The following is a 17,411-nucleotide window of genomic DNA, read 5'->3' as shown; positions in this document are numbered from 1 at the left end:
CGCCGGGGGTGTCAGCCCATGTCTGCCACGGGTGTTGTCGTCGTGCCGTCCGGGGCAGGGTTCGTGGGGGCGGGGTGTGGGCGTCGGTCCGACATGCGGCGGGTCAGGAGGAGTAGTGGCTGGGTCAGGAGTGTCGTGGTCAGGGCCATGAAGACCAGGACCGTGTAGAGGGGCTTGCTCAGCAGGCCCGCCTGGAGGCCGGCGTTGAGGGCGATCAGTTCCGTGAGGCCGCGGGCGCTCAGCAGGACGCCGACCGTTCGCGCGTCGTCACGGTCCAGTCCGCCCAGCCGGGCCGCCACCGTGCCGCTGCCGGTCTTCGTGGTCACCGCCAGTACCGTCACCACCAGCAGGGCGACCCATCCCGTGGCGTCCATGCTGTTCAGGGCGACGGATTGGCCGGAGACGACGAAGAAGAAGGGCAGCAGGAGAGAACTGACGTCGTGCAGCGGGCGCAGCAGGTCCGGGTCCAGCGTCCCGCCCTTCTCGCGCGGCACCACGACCCCCGCCAGCAACGCGCCGAAGATGACGTGCAGCCCGACGGAGTGCGTCACCCACGCCGACCCGAGGGCGAAGCCGATGAGCAGTGCCAGCCGCAGCGAGGGCTCCATCCGCGTCCGCGTGCCCCACAGCAGTCTGCGCAGCAGCGGGCGTGCCGCCACCAGCATCAGCGCGGTGAAGCCGACTCCGATCAGCGCCCGCCACGGCCAGCCCAGCGCGTGCCCGCCGCCGTCGCCGTCCAGCATCGTCCCGGCCAGCACCGTCCACCCGATCACGTCGAGCAGCCCGGCCGCGGAGACGGCCACCACTCCGGGAACCGTGGGCGCCAGCCCGTTCTCCCGCACTATGGCCGTCAGCACCGGCACCGCCGTTATCGACAGGGCGACCCCGGCGAACACCACCATCGCGGGGGAGAGGTCCCGCGGCATGCCGAGGTCGTACAACTGCTCCCGGAACAGCAGCGCACAGCCGCTGCCCACCGCCATCGGCACCACGAAGGCCGCCAGCGCCACCGTCACCGCCGTGCGCGCCCGCGCCCCCAGGACCTTCAGGTCCAGCTCGTAGCCCACCGCGAACAGGAACACCACCAGCGCGAACTGCGCGAACCCGGTCAGCGCCGGAGAGATGTCCTCGGGAAACAGTGACCGGTGCGCGTCCGGGGCCACACTGCCGAGCAGCGAGGGACCGAGCGCTATGCCCGCCGTCAACTGGCCCACGATGTACGGCTGTTTCAGCTTCCGGGCCAGCCAGCCGGCGGCGTGCGCGGCCACCAGGATCAGGGCCGAGGCACCCACGAAGTGCATGACCATCGCGTCAGGGCTCACCGTGTCCCCCTGTTGTCCAGTTGCCGAGGCCGTTCGTCCGGACAGGTGAGGGTCCTCGCGCATGCGCTCGACCCAACTTCCCTATGCTACTGGTAAGTTGACGACGTATCGGAAGTCGTACACAACACTGCACGGGTGTCTCGGGGGGCACATGACGGCGGTCGTCTTCATCCATGGGACAGGGGTGCGCGAACCAGGCTTCTCGAAGCTCGCGGGGCGCGTGGCGGCCGGCCTGACCGCGCTGCGCGACGGGCTTCGCATCGTGCCGTACTACTGGGGAGGCACGCACGGCGCCACGCTCGCCGCAGGTGGGGCCAGCCTTCCGCCGCAGCCGGGGGCCACGGCCCGCGGGCTCGCCGAGACCCCGTACGCCCCGGATGCCACCGACGACACGACGGCCGCCTGGGCCGCGCTGTACGCCGACCCGTACGCCGAACTCGCCCTCGCCGCGGCCGGTGCGCAACCCGTGGTCGAACGCCCGCCCGGCTCCGTACCGCCGGAACAGAAACTCCAGGCACAACTGGCCGCGCTCGCCGCCCAAGGCGACGCGCCCGCCGCCGAGTCGGGCCCCGGCCTGGCACGCGCCGCCACCGACCTCGCCGCTCATCCGCTGCTCGGCCCGGCCGCCGCCGCCCTCGACCCGGACGAGCTCGCGGCCCTCGCCGCCCGCAGCCTGACCGCCCGCGTCATCGCCGACGCCCTCGACGCCGACACGCCGCTCGTCCCCGTCGGCGACACCCGGGACGCCGTCGCCGACCGGCTCGCCGAAACCCTCGGCGCACCGCCCCGGGGCACGGAGCGCGGGCTGCGCTCCCTGCTGCTGCGGGCCGCCGGATCCGCCGCGTCCCGTGCCGTCGTACGCCGTCGCCGCGCCCTCACCGAGGCCGCCCACCCGGCCGCCGCCGACATCCTGCGCTACCTCAGCCGCGGCGAGGCCGTCCGCGCCGACCTGCGCGCCCTCGTCGCGGGCCTGGAGCCGCCCGTCGCGCTCGTCTGCCACAGCCTGGGCGGCATCATCGCCCTGGACACCCTGATCTCCGCCCCGCTGCCCCAGGTCCGCCTCCTGGTGACGGCCGGATCCCAGGGGCCCTTCCTGTACGAGTCCGGCTCCCTGCCCTCCCTCGACCACCCCGCCCCGCTGCCCGCGCACGTCCCCGACTGGCTGAACCTGTACGACCCCCACGACCTGCTCTCCTACCTCGGCGCGGACCTGTTCCCGGGCCGGGTCACCGACGTCGCCGTCGACAGCCGCCAGCCGTTCCCCGCCGCTCACAGCGCCTACTGGACCAACCCCGAGGTGTACCGCCGCATCGTGGACCGTCTGCCGTGACGGGTCCCGTGCCGCCCATGCCGCCGCGCGTGGACCCCGCCCGCGTGCACGCCCTGATCGTCGGCATCGAGAGCTACGACGCCGGCTCCGGCTGGGACCTGCCCGGGCCGGCCCGGGACGCCGTCGCCTTCCACCGGCTGCTGCGCGCGGCCGGGGTGCCGGACGCCCAACTCCGGCTGCACCTCGCGCCGTTGCCGTCGTACGTCCCCGAAGTCCCGTACGAGCCCGCCGACCACGCCACGCTGCGCCGCGTCCTGGTCCGTGAACTCCCCCTGGCCCAGGGCGACATCCTGTGGGTGTGGTGGGGCGGGCACGGTGTCCTCGACCGGGCCGGGCGGCTGCGGCTGTTCTGCGCGGACGCGTCCACCGCCGACAAGCTGGGCATCGACCTGGACTCCGCGCTCGCCCGGTACGCAGGCGACGCCGTGCCCGGCTTCGCCGAGCAGCTGTGGATCGTGGACGCCTGCGAGACCTTCGAGGAGGCCCTCGGCTTCCGGGAGCCGCTGCCGCCCGACGCGCTGCCCGTGGGACGGCGCAGCCTCGCCCATCAGCAGACCCTGCTGCGCGCGGCCGGCCGCGGCCGGGCCGCCGCCAACGACCCCGTGCGCGCCACCGGGCTCTTCTCCGAGATCATGCTCGCTCTGCTGGCCGCCCGAGCGGTTGTCCTGCCCGCGCCACCCGATCCGGAGGAACTGTTTCCGGCCGTAAGGACACGTATCGCGGCCCTCAGGGAAGCGGGACGTACCCTTCAGTATCCGGAGATCCGGCTGCAGAGCCCCGAGCGCACCGACATCCTGCCCGCGGCCGCACCCGCCCCCGAGCGGCGCCCGGCCTCCCCGCTGCAGCGGGCCGTGGAGGCACTGCTCGCCTATCCGCTGATGGGCGACCCCACCGAACGGCAGACCGTGGTCGCCGCGTTGAACCCCCGTGTCACAGCGATGCTGCCCCGTCACCCCAAGGCCCGCACCGACGCTATCGGCATCCTCAACGCCCTCTCACGACACCACTCCGAGGCGCTCTGGGAGCTGTTCGACGCCGTGGTGTCCGTCGATGACGACCCCGAGCGCAAGGCGGAACTCGAACTCGCGCTGCGCGAGTTCGCGGCCTCGGCGCAGCGCCCGAGCGATCGGAAATGATCGAGTGGCGTGATCGTACGGTTTTCGACTCGGGCAGGAATGGCCATGATGGAAAAGGACACGGGCACGGGGCATCGCGTGCCACCGTGCGAGAAGGGGGAGCATCTTGGACCAGCCGCCCGCACTGCACCACCCCGCAGTCACCGCTCGTGCGTCGGCCGCCGAGGGGCATGCCGACGTCTGGGAGTCGGATCTGGCGGACCTCGCGGCGCTGCCCTTGATCGCCGTGGACGGTCTCGCCCCGCTCGGCCCGACCGCTCGTCTCCTCGAGGAGGTCCTGCGCGCCCGCAGCAGCATCAGGGGCGGAGGTGAAGGCTAGGCCCTGTCGTCACATTCCCGCCTGCCCTTCGGGCGGACGACGGGAATGTGACGACAGGGCCTAGAGCGGCGGCACCCGGGCCGAGTAACTCCGCCCGCCCCTACGGCAGACCCTGACGAGGCCCGTGCGCCCGTTCGGGCCCTCGCATGCCCGCACCCGCGACCGGAGGTCCCCGCCCATGACCAGTGAGCCGCACCCCGCCCCGTTCCGCATGCCGGAGCGGCTCTTCGCGGAACTGGCCGCGGGCGGCGGCTCCGCGGAGGCCGTCGCCTTCCTCGAACGGGGGGAGCGGGCGCGCCGACTGCTGCTCCTGCGGACGCTGCTGGACCGCCTCGAAGCGCTGCCCACACCCCTGACCCCGGCCGCCGTGGCCTGGCGCGTCCTGAAGCAGGCGGCGGCCCGGGCACCCGAGCCGGTCGACCGGCTGCTGCTCGCCCCGGCGACCGGCGCCTGGCTCGCCCATGTACTGCGCCGGGCGCACGGCACCGCGACCGGCCCGCCGCTGTGGGCCGAGGCGGGCCATCTGTGCGCCCTGGCCGTCACGGCCTCCCTGCGCGCCGGCACGGAGGCGGACCTGACGGTCCCCCTCACCGACGGCGCGCTCTCCCTTCCCGGCCTGGGGCTGGCGCGACTCCCCCAGGGAAAAGTGGGATTGACGGTCGGTCAGGCGCGAACGAGCGGGGGAGAGCTGACCCTCACGGGGCCGGGCCGCGGCGGCGGTACGACGTCCGTGACGATCCGTCCGGCCACGGCACCCTTACCGAGCGGGGGCGGCCAGGCCGTCGTAGAGGATTCCGACCCGGTGGGCCCGGCGTCCTCCTGGCTCCCCCTGCGCACCCTCACCCACCTTGGCCCCGCCGGACCCGTCCCCATACCCCTCGACGACCTCGATCCCTACCGTGACCTGGACGACCCTCTGCCGCCCGCCCGGCTGGAAGCCGCGGAGGCGTGGGCTTGGCAGCGGCTGTTCGAGGAGGCCGTCGCGGTGCTCGCCGTGCCGGGCGGTACCGGGCCCGGCCGGATCGACCCGGCCGCGATCCGCTCCGTCGTGCCCTGGGGCCGTACCGGCGCCGTGCCGCCCGCCCCGCCGGCCGTCCTGGTCTCCGCGTCCAGCGGCGACTCCTTCGGTGCGATGGTGATCGCCCGGCCCTCCCGGGCCCTCGCCCTTGCCGAGACGCTCGTCCACGAGTTCCAGCACAGCAAGCTGGCCGCCCTGCTGCACCTCTTCCCGCTGCTCGACGACGACCGGGCGGAGCGTTACTACGCCCCCTGGCGTCCCGACCCGCGCCATCTCACCGGCCTGCTGCACGGCGCGTACGCCTTCACCGGCGTCACGGGCTTCTGGCGGGACCGCCTGGTCGGCGCGCGGGACGGCCGGTCGGCCGACGAGGCCGGCTACCACTTCGCGCTGCGCCGCCTGCAGAGCCGGCTCGTGGTGCGCACCCTGCTCGCCGAGGGCCGTCTCACCGCCCAGGGCCGTGCCCTGGTGTCGGCCCTCGCCCGCACCCTGGACGGCTGGCTGCGGGAACCCGTCCCCGCGGCCGCCCTGATCCGCGCCCGTGCGGCCGCCGCGCTGCACCGCACCGAGTGGCGCCTGCGCAACGTACTTCCGGTGTCCGACGCCACGGACGCGGCCGGCACCCCCCGCTTCCGCCCCGACCGCACCTCCTGGCCGGACGTCCGCACCCACGCCTTCGCCACCCCTCCCGCCGCCCCGCGCACCGCCGACGAGCACCTCGCCGCCGGCAATCCGGTCGCCGCGCTCGCCGCGTACGGCGACGAACTGGCCGCCGACCCGGCCGAACCGCACGCCCTCGCGGGCTGGATCGTCGCCCGTGCCGCCCTCGACCCGGGCCGCACCTCCCGCCGGATGCTGGCCCGCCCGGAGCTGCTCCAGCAGCCACTGCCGAGCGGATGACCCCCGCGGCGCGCCTCAGTCGATAGTCCGGCCCGATTAACGTCGAGGAGACGAAAACAAGGCCGTGCGGAAACGGTCGACCAGCGGGTGAACACGGTCTTGGGTGGTCAGGATGGAGGCATGGGATTCCATGTCGACTCCGAGGCCGGGCGGCTGCGCCGCGTCATCCTGCACCGGCCGGATCTCGAGCTCAAAAGGCTCACCCCCAGCAACAAGGACGCCCTCCTCTTCGACGACGTGCTGTGGGTGCGGCGGGCGCGTGCCGAGCACGACGGGTTCGCCGACGTGCTGCGCGACCGTGGGGTCGCCGTGCATCTCTTCGGCGACCTGCTCACCGAGGCCCTGGAGATCCCGGCGGCCCGAACGCTCGTCCTGGACCGGGTCTTCGACGAGAAGGAGTACGGGGTGCTCGCCACCGACCACCTCCGGGCCGCCTTCGAGCCTCTGCCCGCCCGGGAGCTGGCCGACCTGCTGGTCGGCGGCATGACCAAGCGGGAGTTCCTGGACGCGCACGCGGAACCGACCTCGGTGCGCTTCCACGTCATGGAACTCGACGAGTTCCTGCTCGACCCGCTGCCCAACCACCTCTTCACCCGGGACACCTCCGCCTGGATCTACGACGGCGTCTCCATCAACGCCATGCGCTGGCCCGCCCGGCAGCGCGAGACCGTGCACTTCGAGGCGATCTACCGGCACCACCCGCTGTTCCGCGGCGAAACGTTCCACGTCTGGTCCGAGGGGCAGGCCGACTACCCGTCCACCATCGAGGGCGGGGACGTCCTGGTCATCGGCAACGGCGCGGTCCTCATCGGCATGAGCGAGCGGACGACCCCCCAGGCCGTCGAGATGCTCGCGCACAAGCTGTTCGCCGTCGGCTCCGCGCAGACGATCGTGGCCCTGGACATGCCGAAGCGGCGGGCGTTCATGCACCTCGACACCGTGATGACGATGGTCGACGGCGACACCTTCACCCAGTACGCGGGGCTCGGCATGCTCCGCTCGTACACCATCGAACCGGGCGTCGGCGAGGAGCTGAAGGTCACCGACCATCCGCCGGAGCACATGCACCGCGCGATCGCCGCCGCCCTCGGGCTGAGCGAGATCCGCGTCCTGACCGCGACCCAGGACGTGCACGCCGCCGAGCGCGAGCAGTGGGACGACGGCTGCAACGTGCTGGCCGTCGAGCCGGGCGTCGTCGTCGCCTACGAGCGCAACGCCACCACCAACACGCATCTGCGCAAACAGGGCATCGAGGTGGTAGAGATCCCCGGCAGCGAGCTGGGACGCGGCAGGGGCGGACCGCGGTGCATGAGCTGCCCGGTCGAACGCGAGGCCGTATAGAGCCCAAACGGCCCCAAAGGGGCTGTATAGAAATGCTGATCGTCGTATAGACTTCCAGCGTACCTGTTCTCGTCCCTCTGGAGCGCCCCCCATGGCGACAGTCCCGACCACCCTCGCCGGCCGCCACTTCCTCAAGGAGCTGGACTTCACCGAGGGCGAGTTCCGCGGCCTGATCGAACTGGCCGCAGAACTCAAGGCCGCGAAGAAGGCGGGGGCGGAGACCCAGTACCTGCGGGGCAGGAACATCGCGCTGATCTTCGAGAAGACCTCCACCCGCACGCGCTGCGCGTTCGAGGTCGCCGCCGCCGACCAGGGCGCCTCGACGACGTACCTGGACCCCTCGGGTTCCCAGATCGGCCACAAGGAGTCCGTGAAGGACACCGCGCGGGTGCTGGGCCGGATGTACGACGCGATCGAGTACCGCGGGGACAGTCAGGCCAAGGTCGAGGAGCTCGCCGCGTACGCCGGTGTGCCCGTCTACAACGGCCTCACGGACGACTGGCACCCCACCCAGATGCTCGCCGACGTGCTCACCATGACCGAGCACTGCAGCAAGGACCTCGTCGACGACGGTTTCGTCCTCGCCTACCTCGGCGACGCCCGCTTCAACATGGGCAACTCCTACCTGATCACCGGCGCGCTGCTCGGCCTGGACGTCCGGATCGTCGCGCCCAAGCAGTACTGGCCCAGCGACGACGTCGTCGCCCGGGCCCGCGAGCTGGCCGAGGACAGCGGCGCCGCCGTCCTGCTCACCGAGTCCGTGGAGGAGGGTGTCGCGGGCGCCGACTTCGTCGCCACCGACGTCTGGGTCTCCATGGGCGAGCCCAAGGAGGTCTGGGACGAGCGGATCGCCGCGCTCGGCCCGTACGCCGTGACCATGGACGTCCTGCGCGCCACCGGCAACCCGGACGTGAAGTTCCTGCACTGCCTGCCCGCCTTCCACGACCTCGGCACCAAGGTCGGGCGCGAGATCCACGAGTCCCACGGCCTTCAGTCCCTGGAGGTCACGGACGAGGTCTTCGAGTCGGCGCACTCGGTGGTCTTCGACGAGGCGGAGAACCGTATGCACACGATCAAGGCGGTCCTTGTGGCCACGCTGGCCTGATCAGGCCTTGCTCCTCGCGTTCTTCGCGCGGCCGGTCACACCGGACGCCGCTGATGCGGGATCGACGGCAGCCTGAACCACACGGCCTTGCCGGACTCGGTGGGGCGGTGGCCGCAGGACGAACTGAGCGCGCGGATCAGCAGCAGGCCGCGCCCGTGCTCCTGCCAGGGGTCGGGCTCGGTCTCCGCCGGGCGCGTGAGATTGCCGGGCGGCACCGGGTCCGGGTCGTGCACCTCCACCTGGCAGCCGGTCGGCAGCAGCTCCACCACGAGCTCGATCGGCGCGTCGCCGGTGGTGTGCTCCACGGCGTTCGCCACCAGCTCCGCCGTGAGCAGTTCCGCGGTGTCGCAGTCGGCCCCGTGCTCCAGCTCCGCCAGCGCCGTGCGCACCAGGGCGCGGGCCACGGGCACGGCCGCGGCGGAGTGCGGCAGCGCGATGCGCCATGAGGCGGAGGCGGAGGGGCGTTCGTGCAAGGCGGGTCCGTTCATGAGCAGGCTGTCCTGCTTTCAACCTTATGAATGGTACGGGGCCACCCGGCAGAGGCGTCCGACGGGCACCGTACGGGACCGTCGGCCCCGTTGCCGGGCGGCTTACCCGGGTGAACGGCGGGCCTCGCGCGGTTGCTCCCGCCGTTACGGGGGTGTCGACGAGCCGTGACGGATGTGACGGAGCGGGGTCGGATCGGGGTCAAACCGGGGTCTGCCACATCCGGCTGTATCGCGCCCTCGTGACGACAGTCACGGATGGGTGATAGCTTCGTGGAGTAGTGCTCCGTGAGTCCGTGAGGCAGTGCCCGCCGCTCCCACGAGGAGGCCGCACCCCATGAGTCCGTTCACCGGCTCCGCCGCCCGCACCTCCCACTGGCAGCATCTGCGCGTCACCGTCGCCGACGGCGTCGCCACCGTCACCCTCGCCCGCCCCGACAAACTCAACGCGCTCACCTTCGGCGCCTACGCCGACCTGCGCGACCTGCTCGCCGAACTGTCCCGGGAGCGGTCCGTACGTGCCCTGGTGCTGGCCGGGGAGGGACGCGGCTTCTGCTCCGGCGGCGACGTCGACGAGATCATCGGCGCCACCCTGGCCATGGACACCGCCCAGCTCCTCGACTTCAACCGGATGACCGGGCAGGTCGTGCGGGCCGTACGGGAGTGCCCGTTCCCGGTGATCGCGGCGGTGCACGGGGTGGCGGCGGGCGCGGGGGCCGTCCTGGCGCTCGCGGCCGACTTCCGCGTGGCCGACCCCTCCGCGCGCTTCGCCTTCCTCTTCACCCGGGTCGGACTGTCCGGCGGCGACATGGGCGCCGCATACCTGCTGCCCCGGGTCGTCGGACTGGGCCACGCGACCCGACTGCTCATGCTCGGAGAACCGGTGCGGGCGCCCGAGGCCGAGCGGATCGGCCTGATCAGCGAACTGACGGAGGAGGGGCGGGCGGACGACGCCGCACAGGCGCTGGCCCACCGCCTGTCCGAGGGCCCGGCCCTGGCGTACGCCCAGACGAAGGCGCTGCTCACGGCGGAACTGGACATGCCGCTGGCCGCCTCGGTGGAGTTGGATGCCTCGACCCAGGCCCTGTTGATGAACGGCGAGGACTACGCAGAATTCCACGCGGCCTTCACGGAGAAGCGCCCACCGAAGTGGCGGGGACGGTAATGCCCACCTCAGGGGCACGTACCCCAGGGGCGCGGGGCTGTGTCGATATGCGGCTCCGCCGCGGGGCGCGACCAGCCCCCACCGGCCCGCATCCGCGCGACGAGACCAGCCACCCCCTACGAGTCGCAATCATCGGCGGCGGCCCCGGCGGCCTCTATGCCGCAGCCCTGCTCAAACGCCTCGACCCGTCCCGCGAAGTCACCGTCTGGGAACGCAACGCCCCCGACGACACCTTCGGCTTCGGAGTCGTCCTCTCCGACGAAACCCTCGGCGGCATAGAGCACGCCGACCCGGTGGTGTACACGGCGCTGCAAAAAGACTTCGTGCGCTGGGACGACATCCATATCGTGCACCGGGGAGTACGGCACACCTCCGGCGGCCACGGGTTCGCCGCACTGGGCAGACAGCGGCTCCTGGAAATCCTGCACGAGCGCTGCCGCAACCTCGGCGTCGAGCTGCGCTTTCGCTCCGTGGCCCCGTACCCCGCCTGGCTCGCGGAGACACACGACCTCGTCATCGCCGCCGACGGTGTGCACAGCACCACCCGCGAGGCCTACGCGGATGTGTTCCGGCCCCATGTGGCCGCCCACCACTGCCGCTACATCTGGCTTGCCGCCGACTTCGCCTTCGACGCCTTCCGCTTCGAGATCGCCGAGACCGAGCACGGCGTGACGCAACTGCACGGCTACCCCTACGCGGCCGACGCCTCCACCGTGATCGTCGAGATGCGGGAGGAGGTGTGGCGGGCCGCCGGATTCGACGAGCTGGAGGAACAGGAGTCGGTCGAGCGCTGCGCCAAGATCTTCGCGGACGCGCTGGGCGGGCGGCCGCTCAAGTCCAACAAGTCGGCGTGGACCACCTTCCGTACGGTGGTCAACGAGCGCTGGTCGCACGGGAACGTCGTCCTGCTGGGCGACGCCGCCCACACCGCCCACTTCTCCATCGGCTCCGGCACCAAGCTGGCCGTCGAGGACGCCCTCGCGCTGGCGGCGTGTCTTGAGGAACAGGACTCACTGCAGAAAGCACTGCGGGCCTACGAGGAGGAGAGGCGTCCCGTCGTCGCCTCCACCCAGCGCGCCGCCCGGGCCAGCCTGGAGTGGTTCGAGAACCTCGGCCTCCACCTCGACCAGCCGCCCCGCCAGTTCGCCTTCAACCTGCTCACCCGCAGCCGCCGCGTCACCCACGACAACCTGCGGCTGCGCGACGCCCGCTTCACCGAGTCGGTGGAGCGCGCGTTCGGCTGTCCGCCCGGCACGCCCCCGATGTTCACCCCGTTCCGGCTGCGCGGCCTGACCCTGCGCAACCGGGTCGTCGTCTCGCCCATGGACATGTACTCGGCCACCGACGGACTCCCCGGCGACTTCCACCTCGTCCACCTGGGCGCACGGGCACTCGGCGGCGCCGGACTGGTCATGACCGAGATGGTGTGCGTCAGCGCAGAGGGGCGGATCACACCCGGCTGCACCGGCCTCTACACCGGCAAGCAGGCCGAGGCCTGGAAACGGATCACCGACTTCGTGCACGCGCAGGCCCCCGGCACCGCGATCGGCGTGCAGCTCGGCCACAGCGGGCGCAAGGGCTCGACCAAGCTGATGTGGGAAGGCATCGACGAGCCCCTGGAGGACGGCAACTGGCCGCTCGTGGCCGCGTCCCCGCTGCCGTACAAGCCGTACAGCCAGACCCCGCGCGCACTCTCCCGCGCCCAGCTCACCGACCTCCGCGAGCAGTTCAGCTCAGCCGCCGGGCGCGCCGCCCGGGCCGGCTTCGATCTCCTCGAACTGCACTGCGCCCACGGCTACTTGCTCTCCGGCTTCCTCTCGCCGCTGACCAACCTGCGCACGGACGCCTACGGCGGCTCGCTCGAGCGGCGGCTGCGCTTCCCGCTGGAGGTCTTCGACGCCGTCCGGAGCGTGTGGCCGCAGGAGAAGCCCATGACCGTCCGTATCTCCGCCAGCGACTGGGCCGAGGGCGGGACCACCGCCGAGGACGCCGTCGAGATCGCCCGCGCCTTCGCCGCGCACGGCGCGGACGCGATCGACGTGTCGACCGGGCAGGTGGTGGCCGACGAACGCCCGGAGTTCGGGCGGTCGTACCAGACGCCGTTCGCCGACCGGATCCGCCACGAGGTGGGCGTCCCGGTGATCGCCGTCGGCGCGATCTCCTCCTGGGACGACGTCAACTCGCTGATCCTGGCCGGTCGTACGGACCTGTGCGCCCTGGCCCGCCCCCACCTCTACGACCCCCACTGGACGCTGCACGCGGCGGCCGAGCAGGGCTACGAGGGGCCGGGCGTCGTCTGGCCGGCGCCGTACCGGGCGGGCAGCCGCCGTCCGCAGACGGGGCGGACGGATGCTCCGAAACCCCGCCTCAGCCTGGGGAGTTGAGCGCGCTCATACCAACCCCCGCTCCACCAGCAGCACGTACACCGCGTCCGCCGACTCCTGCTGGGTCTGGAACCGCGTCTCCAGTACCAGCGCCGGGTCGGCCGGCGGCTCGTACGGGTCGTCGACCCCCGAGACCGATGAGCTGCCCTGCGGTCTGCCGGGCGTACAGCCCCTTCACGTCCCGCTCGCCGCACACCTCGACGGGGAAGGCGACACGCACCTCGATGTACGGCGTCCCGCTGGCCGCGTGCCGTTTGCGGACGGCCTCGGAGACCAGCCCGGCCCCGGCGTACGGCCTCACGGAGGCTCGCTGGTCGGATTGGCGATCCGAAGCGATCCTGTGGCATGCCGTCACGCACACGCTCGGCGCCCAGGCGACGTCGGGCACGAAGGCGATTGGCTCATATCCCTGCGCAGCACCGGGGATCACTAAGCCGGTCAGAGACGCTGGGTAGGAAACCTGAGAAGAGGCCGGAGGAGCCTGAAGGTTGTCTTCGGGCTCCCCGGCGTGAATGGGATCACACGCCGACGAAGGCGGCTCCCGCATCCCGCAGCCGCTCGTGCAGCCCACGGAACACCGCCGCCGAGCGGGCGCCCGGCCAGCCCTCCGGGAGCAGATGGGCAGGCAGCCCGGGGTCGGCGTAGGGGAGGTGGCGCCAGGAGTCCAGGGCGAGGAGGTAGTCGCGGTACGCCTCCTCGGGCGGGGTGTCCGTGCGCCGCTCCCAGTCGCGCAGCACGCGTGCGTGGCGGTCGAGGAAGGCCTCGTGCTCCTTGGCGATCGCCGCCAGGTCCCACCAGCGGGCGACCGCCTCGACCGTCGGCGCGAAGCCGAGGTGCTCGCCGCGGAAGAGGTCGACGTACGGGTCGAGGCGCAGCCTTCGGAGGGTGTGCTCGGTCTCCTCGTACAGGCGTGCGGGGGCGATCCACACGCCGGGGGCGGCCGTGCCGAAGCCGAGACCGGCCAGGCGCGAGCGCAGTACGTGCCGCTTCTGCCGCTCCGACTCCGGCACGGAGAACACGGCGAGCACCCAGCCCTCGTCCCGCGGAGGCGCGGTGGCGTAGATGCGCCGGTCGCCGTCGTCGAGCAACTGGCGGGCGTCCGGCGACAGTTCGTACCCGGCCGCGCCCTGCGTCGTACGGGCCGGCACGAGCAGTCCGCGCCGTTTGAGCCGGGACACCGACGAGCGCACGGAGGGCGCGTCCACGTCGACGGCGGCCAGCAGCCGGATCAGCTCGGCGACGGGCACCGGGCCGGGCATGTGGCGTCCGTACGCGCCGTAGAGCGTGACGATGAGAGACCGTGGTGCATGCTGGTCGGACACGTTGATCATCTTAGTTCGTCGGCATCACTGCTGGTCACCTTCGCTGCGCAGTCTGAAGCGCTGGAGCTTGCCGGTCGCGGTGCGCGGCAGCGCGTCCAGGAACACGATCTCGCGCGGGCATTTGTAGGGCGCCAGTTCGGACCTGACGAAGGTGCGCAGCGCCTCGGCGTCCCGCGCCACGCCCTCCCTGACGACGGCGTAGGCCACCACGATCTGCCCGCGTGCCGCGTCGGACCGGCCCACCACCGCCGCCTCCAGCACGTCCGGGTGGCGCAGCAGCGCCTCCTCGACCTCCGGCCCGGCGATGTTGTACCCGGCCGAGATGATCATGTCGTCCGCGCGGGCCACATAGCGGAAGTAGCCGTCGGGCTCGCGGACGTAGGTGTCGCCGGTGATGTTCCAGCCCTCGCGCACGTACTCGCGCTGCCGCGGGTCGGCGAGGTACCGGCAGCCGACCGGCCCGCGCACGGCCAGCAGCCCGGGCTCCCCGTCGGGGACCGGCGCGCCGTCGGCGTCCTGCACACGCGCGTGCCACCCCGGTACGGCGACACCGGTCGTCCCGGGCCTGATGTGCTCGTCGGCCGCGGAGATGAAGATGTGCAGCAGCTCGGTGGCGCCGATGCCGTTGATGAGGCGCAGGCCCGTGCGCTCGTGCCAGGCCTGCCAGGTGGCGGCGGGCAGGTTCTCGCCGGCGGAGACGCAGCGGCGCAGGCAGGAGATGTCGTACCCGTCGATCTCGGCGAGCATCGCGCGGTACGCGGTCGGCGCGGTGAACAGCACCGAGACCCGGTGCTCGGCGATCGCGGGCAACAGCTGCTTGGGACCGGCCTGTTCGAGGAACAGGGCACTGGCGCCGACGCGCATCGGGAAGACGACCAGCCCGCCGAGTCCGAAGGTGAAGCCCAGCGGGGGACTGCCGGCGAAGACATCGTCCACATGGGGGGCGAGCACATGCTTCGAGAAGGTGTCGGCGATCGCCAGCACATCCCGGTGGAAGTGCATACAGCCCTTGGGGCGGCCGGTGGTGCCGGAGGTGAAGGCGATCAGCGCCACGTCGTCGGCGGCGGTGTCCACGGTCCGGTACGGGGTGTCGGGCGCCGTCCGGTTCAGCAGGTCGTCGGGGGCGTCACCGCCGTACGCCGTGATCCTCAGCCCCGGAATCTCGGCCTTGGCGAGGTCGTCGACGGAGCGGATGTCGCACAGCGCGTGCCGCACCTCGGCCATCTCGCACATCGTCCGCAACTCGTGCGGGCGCTGCTGGGCCAGCACGGTGACGGCGACCGCGCCCGCCTTCAGCACGGCCAGCCAGCAGGCGGCCAGCCACGGGGTGGTGGGGCCGCGCAGCAGGACGCGATTGCCGGGGACGACGCCGAGGTCACGGCTGAGGAGATGCGCGAGCCGGTCCACGCGGGCGCGGAGTGTGCCGTACGTCCATGTGTCGCCGGAGGGGGTGTGGAAGACCGGGCGGTCGTCGGGCGGGCCGTGGAGCAGCTCGGCGGCGCAGTTCAGCCGTTCGGGGTAGCGCAGCTCCGGCAGGTCGAAGCGGAGTTCGGGCCACTGGTCGGGAGGCGGGAGGTGGTCGCGCGCGAAGGTGTCGACGTGCGCCGAGACGTTCATGGCGGTTCGCCCCCTTGCCTAGGTGGTCCGCCTTGTGGGCGTCGTGGTGGGCTCGGTGGTGGGCTCGCACAACGAGCGTATCGTGTTGGTGACGACAGTCAACGGTGCGCGATACCGTCGGACGAAGGGCCACCGCGGCTCCGCGGAGGGAGGACCGGCAATGCCCGCATTCTCGCTCGATCCGGCACAGACCGCCTGGTGCGCCGAGCTGCGCACCCAGGCCGCACAGCGACTGCGCCCCCTCGCCGACAAGGGCGAACCGGGCCACGTCAACCGCCCGCTCGTCGCGGAACTCGGCCAACTCGGCCTGCTCGGACGCCTGTTCACCTCCGGAGCGGTCGACCTGTGCCTGATGCGCGAGTCCCTCGCGTACGCCTGCACCGAGGCCGAGACCGCCCTCGCCCTCCAGGGCCTGGGCGCCCACCCGGTACACGCCCACGGCACCCCGGCACAACGGGACCGCTGGCTGCCCCGCGTGGCCGAGGGCACGGCGGTGGCCGCCTTCGCCCTGAGCGAGCCGGGCGCCGGGTCGGACGCGGCGGCTCTGACGCTGCGGGCGGATCCGGAGCCGTCCCGGCCGGGGGACTCGCCGGTTGCCGAGCCCGGCGACGGATTGGCTGCTGTCCCACGGATCGGCGGGCCGGGTGACACGGGCGGTGTCGTCCCGCCGGTTGCCGAGCCGGGCAACAGGCGCACCCCCGTCCCACCGGCTGCCGAGTCCGACGCTCCGCGACCCGCCGACGCCCTCGACGCCGAGTCCGACGCTCCGCGACCCGCCGACGCCCTCGACGCCGAGTCCGACGGCCCGTCCCGCTGGCGGCTCAGCGGTGAGAAGTGCTGGATCTCCAACGCCCCCGAGGCCGACTTCTACACCGTCTTCGCCCGCACCACCCCCGGCGCCGGCGCCCGGGGCGTGACCGCGTTCCTCGTGCCCGCCGACCGGCCCGGCCTCACCGGCACCGGGCTCGACATGCTCTCGCCGCACCCCATCGGCGCCCTCGACTTCGACGCCGTCCCGGTGACCGCCGACGACGTACTCGGCGAGCCGGACCGCGGCTTCCGGGTCGCCATGGGCACCCTCAACCTCTTCCGCCCCAGCGTCGGAGCCTTCGCCGTCGGCATGGCCCGGGCCGCCCTCGACGCGACCATCGCCCACACCGCCCAACGAGACGCCTTCGGCGGCAAGTTGAAGGGCCTTCAGACGGTTGCCCATACGGTCGCCGAGATGGCCCTGCGCACGGAGGCCGCGCGCCTCATGGTCTACGCGGCGGCGACGGCGTACGACGAGAGCGCCCCCGACGTCCCGCAGCGCGCCGCGATGGCGAAGCTGCTCGCCACCGAGACCGCGCAGTACGTCGTCGACGCGGCCGTCCAACTGCACGGCGCCCGCGCCCTGCGCCGCGGCCACCTCCTCGAACACCTCTACCGCGAGGTGCGCGCCCCGCGCGTCTACGAGGGCGCGAGCGAGGTCCAACGCGGCATCATCGCCAAGGAGTTGTACGCCCGCCAGGAGGCCCCGTGACCGCCGAGCGCATCAACCCGCCCGACCTGTCCCCGCCCACCGGCTTCTCGCACGCCGTAGTCGCCACAGGCTCCCGCATCGCTTTCCTGGCAGGCCAGACCGCTCTCGACACCGACGGCAAGATCGTCGGCGACACCCTCCCCGAACAGTTCGAGCGCGCCCTCACCAACCTCCTCACCGCCCTCCAGACCTCCGGCGGCACCCCCGCCGACCTCGCCCGCGTCACCGTCTACGCCACGGACATCGCCGCGTACCGCACCCACGCCCCCGAACTCGGCCGAATCTGGCGCGCGTTGGCGGGCCGCGACTACCCGGCGATGGCGGTCGTGGAGGTCGTACGCCTGTGGGACGAACAGGCCATGGTGGAACTCGACGGCTTCGCCGTACTGCCGTAGCCGGCCGTACGGCATAGCATCCGGCCCGACGCTGCCGTACGGCGCGCACC

Annotated in this window: 14 protein-coding genes and 1 pseudogene; 10 read left to right on the top strand and 5 right to left on the bottom strand. The window is 72.6% G+C overall.

The window, feature by feature from the left end; translation table 11 throughout:
* Positions 1-11 precede the first annotated feature (11 nt).
* Complete coding sequence (locus ABT063_RS34415) at positions 12-1,322, bottom strand: cation:proton antiporter (protein WP_351063917.1); 1,311 nt, start codon at positions 1,320-1,322, stop codon at positions 12-14.
* Between the two features lie 151 nt (positions 1,323-1,473).
* Between ABT063_RS34415 and ABT063_RS34410 the strand changes: the two genes are divergently transcribed.
* The 6 genes from ABT063_RS34410 (at position 1,474) to argF (ending at position 8,471) form a co-directional block, all read left to right on the top strand.
* Positions 1,474-2,652: a hypothetical protein gene (locus ABT063_RS34410; protein ID WP_351063915.1), complete on the top strand. Its 1,179-nt coding sequence runs from the start codon at positions 1,474-1,476 to the stop codon at positions 2,650-2,652.
* 17 nt (positions 2,653-2,669) lie between these two features.
* Positions 2,670-3,788 (top strand): effector-associated domain 2-containing protein, encoded by a 1,119-nt coding sequence (locus ABT063_RS34405; protein WP_351063913.1) that lies wholly within the window; start codon positions 2,670-2,672, stop codon positions 3,786-3,788.
* 106 nt (positions 3,789-3,894) lie between these two features.
* Positions 3,895-4,107: a hypothetical protein gene (locus tag ABT063_RS34400; RefSeq protein WP_351063912.1), complete on the top strand. Its 213-nt coding sequence runs from the start codon at positions 3,895-3,897 to the stop codon at positions 4,105-4,107.
* A 178-nt stretch (positions 4,108-4,285) separates the two neighbouring features.
* Positions 4,286-6,025 carry an HEXXH motif domain-containing protein gene (locus ABT063_RS34395; protein WP_351063910.1) on the top strand — a complete coding sequence of 580 codons (1,740 nt, stop codon included), beginning with the start codon at positions 4,286-4,288 and terminating at the stop codon, positions 6,023-6,025.
* 120 nt (positions 6,026-6,145) lie between these two features.
* The gene (locus tag ABT063_RS34390) at positions 6,146-7,366 is read left to right on the top strand and encodes an arginine deiminase (RefSeq protein ID WP_351063908.1); all 1,221 of its coding nucleotides are present in this window, start codon (positions 6,146-6,148) and stop codon (positions 7,364-7,366) included.
* 91 nt (positions 7,367-7,457) lie between these two features.
* The gene (argF, locus tag ABT063_RS34385) at positions 7,458-8,471 is read left to right on the top strand and encodes an ornithine carbamoyltransferase (protein ID WP_351063906.1); all 1,014 of its coding nucleotides are present in this window, start codon (positions 7,458-7,460) and stop codon (positions 8,469-8,471) included.
* 35 nt (positions 8,472-8,506) lie between these two features.
* On the opposite strand, the gene ABT063_RS34380 is transcribed toward argF, so the two are convergent.
* Positions 8,507-8,959 carry an ATP-binding protein gene (locus ABT063_RS34380; RefSeq protein WP_351063904.1) on the bottom strand — a complete coding sequence of 151 codons (453 nt, stop codon included), beginning with the start codon at positions 8,957-8,959 and terminating at the stop codon, positions 8,507-8,509.
* Between the two features lie 334 nt (positions 8,960-9,293).
* Here ABT063_RS34380 and ABT063_RS34375 point away from each other — a divergent pair, with 334 nt between their 5' ends.
* Both ABT063_RS34375 and ABT063_RS34370 read left to right on the top strand, forming a co-directional pair.
* Positions 9,294-10,121: an enoyl-CoA hydratase family protein gene (locus tag ABT063_RS34375; protein ID WP_351063903.1), complete on the top strand. Its 828-nt coding sequence runs from the start codon at positions 9,294-9,296 to the stop codon at positions 10,119-10,121.
* 47 nt (positions 10,122-10,168) lie between these two features.
* Positions 10,169-12,505 carry a bifunctional salicylyl-CoA 5-hydroxylase/oxidoreductase gene (locus ABT063_RS34370; RefSeq protein WP_351063901.1) on the top strand — a complete coding sequence of 779 codons (2,337 nt, stop codon included), beginning with the start codon at positions 10,169-10,171 and terminating at the stop codon, positions 12,503-12,505.
* A 6-nt stretch (positions 12,506-12,511) separates the two neighbouring features.
* On the opposite strand, the pseudogene ABT063_RS34365 reads toward ABT063_RS34370, so the two are convergent.
* From ABT063_RS34365 to ABT063_RS34355, 3 genes and pseudogenes are all read right to left on the bottom strand, one after another.
* Positions 12,512-12,806, bottom strand: a pseudogene (locus ABT063_RS34365) (adenylyl-sulfate kinase); the annotation flags it as partial.
* Positions 12,807-13,023: 217 nt separating this feature from the next.
* The gene (locus ABT063_RS34360; RefSeq protein WP_351063899.1) at positions 13,024-13,836 is read right to left on the bottom strand and encodes a PaaX family transcriptional regulator; all 813 of its coding nucleotides are present in this window, start codon (positions 13,834-13,836) and stop codon (positions 13,024-13,026) included.
* 15 nt (positions 13,837-13,851) lie between these two features.
* Complete coding sequence (locus ABT063_RS34355; protein ID WP_502990937.1) at positions 13,852-15,444, bottom strand: AMP-binding protein; 1,593 nt, start codon at positions 15,442-15,444, stop codon at positions 13,852-13,854.
* A 160-nt stretch (positions 15,445-15,604) separates the two neighbouring features.
* Between ABT063_RS34355 and ABT063_RS34350 the strand changes: the two genes are divergently transcribed.
* Together ABT063_RS34350 and ABT063_RS34345 are read left to right on the top strand one after the other, a co-directional pair.
* Positions 15,605-16,966: an acyl-CoA dehydrogenase family protein gene (locus ABT063_RS34350; protein ID WP_351063897.1), complete on the top strand. Its 1,362-nt coding sequence runs from the start codon at positions 15,605-15,607 to the stop codon at positions 16,964-16,966.
* Complete coding sequence (locus ABT063_RS34345) at positions 16,963-17,361, top strand: RidA family protein (protein ID WP_351063895.1); 399 nt, start codon at positions 16,963-16,965, stop codon at positions 17,359-17,361. The genes ABT063_RS34350 and ABT063_RS34345 overlap by 4 nt, the downstream gene beginning before the upstream one ends.
* Positions 17,362-17,411: the final 50 nt, after the last annotated feature.

Source organism: Streptomyces sp. NPDC002838 (genome assembly GCF_040295365.1).
Classification (GTDB): Bacteria; Actinomycetota; Actinomycetes; order Streptomycetales; family Streptomycetaceae; genus Streptomyces.
This window is presented reverse-complemented; position numbering and strand designations above follow the sequence as displayed.

Excerpts from the sequence above, each read along its gene's own strand:
- ABT063_RS34410 (WP_351063915.1), top strand. The coding sequence starts at position 1,474 with ATGACGGCGGTCGTCTTCATCCATGGGACAGGGGTGCGCGAACCAGGC.
- ABT063_RS34405 (WP_351063913.1), top strand. The coding sequence starts at position 2,670 with ATGCCGCCGCGCGTGGACCCCGCCCGCGTGCACGCCCTGATCGTCGGC.
- ABT063_RS34395 (WP_351063910.1), top strand. The coding sequence starts at position 4,286 with ATGACCAGTGAGCCGCACCCCGCCCCGTTCCGCATGCCGGAGCGGCTC.
- ABT063_RS34390 (WP_351063908.1), top strand. The coding sequence starts at position 6,146 with ATGGGATTCCATGTCGACTCCGAGGCCGGGCGGCTGCGCCGCGTCATC.
- argF (WP_351063906.1), top strand. The coding sequence starts at position 7,458 with ATGGCGACAGTCCCGACCACCCTCGCCGGCCGCCACTTCCTCAAGGAG.
- ABT063_RS34380 (WP_351063904.1), bottom strand. The coding sequence starts at position 8,959 with ATGAACGGACCCGCCTTGCACGAACGCCCCTCCGCCTCCGCCTCATGG.
- ABT063_RS34375 (WP_351063903.1), top strand. The coding sequence starts at position 9,294 with ATGAGTCCGTTCACCGGCTCCGCCGCCCGCACCTCCCACTGGCAGCAT.
- ABT063_RS34370 (WP_351063901.1), top strand. The coding sequence starts at position 10,169 with ATGCGGCTCCGCCGCGGGGCGCGACCAGCCCCCACCGGCCCGCATCCG.
- ABT063_RS34360 (WP_351063899.1), bottom strand. The coding sequence starts at position 13,836 with ATGATCAACGTGTCCGACCAGCATGCACCACGGTCTCTCATCGTCACG.
- ABT063_RS34355 (WP_502990937.1), bottom strand. The coding sequence starts at position 15,444 with ATGAACGTCTCGGCGCACGTCGACACCTTCGCGCGCGACCACCTCCCG.
- ABT063_RS34350 (WP_351063897.1), top strand. The coding sequence starts at position 15,605 with ATGCCCGCATTCTCGCTCGATCCGGCACAGACCGCCTGGTGCGCCGAG.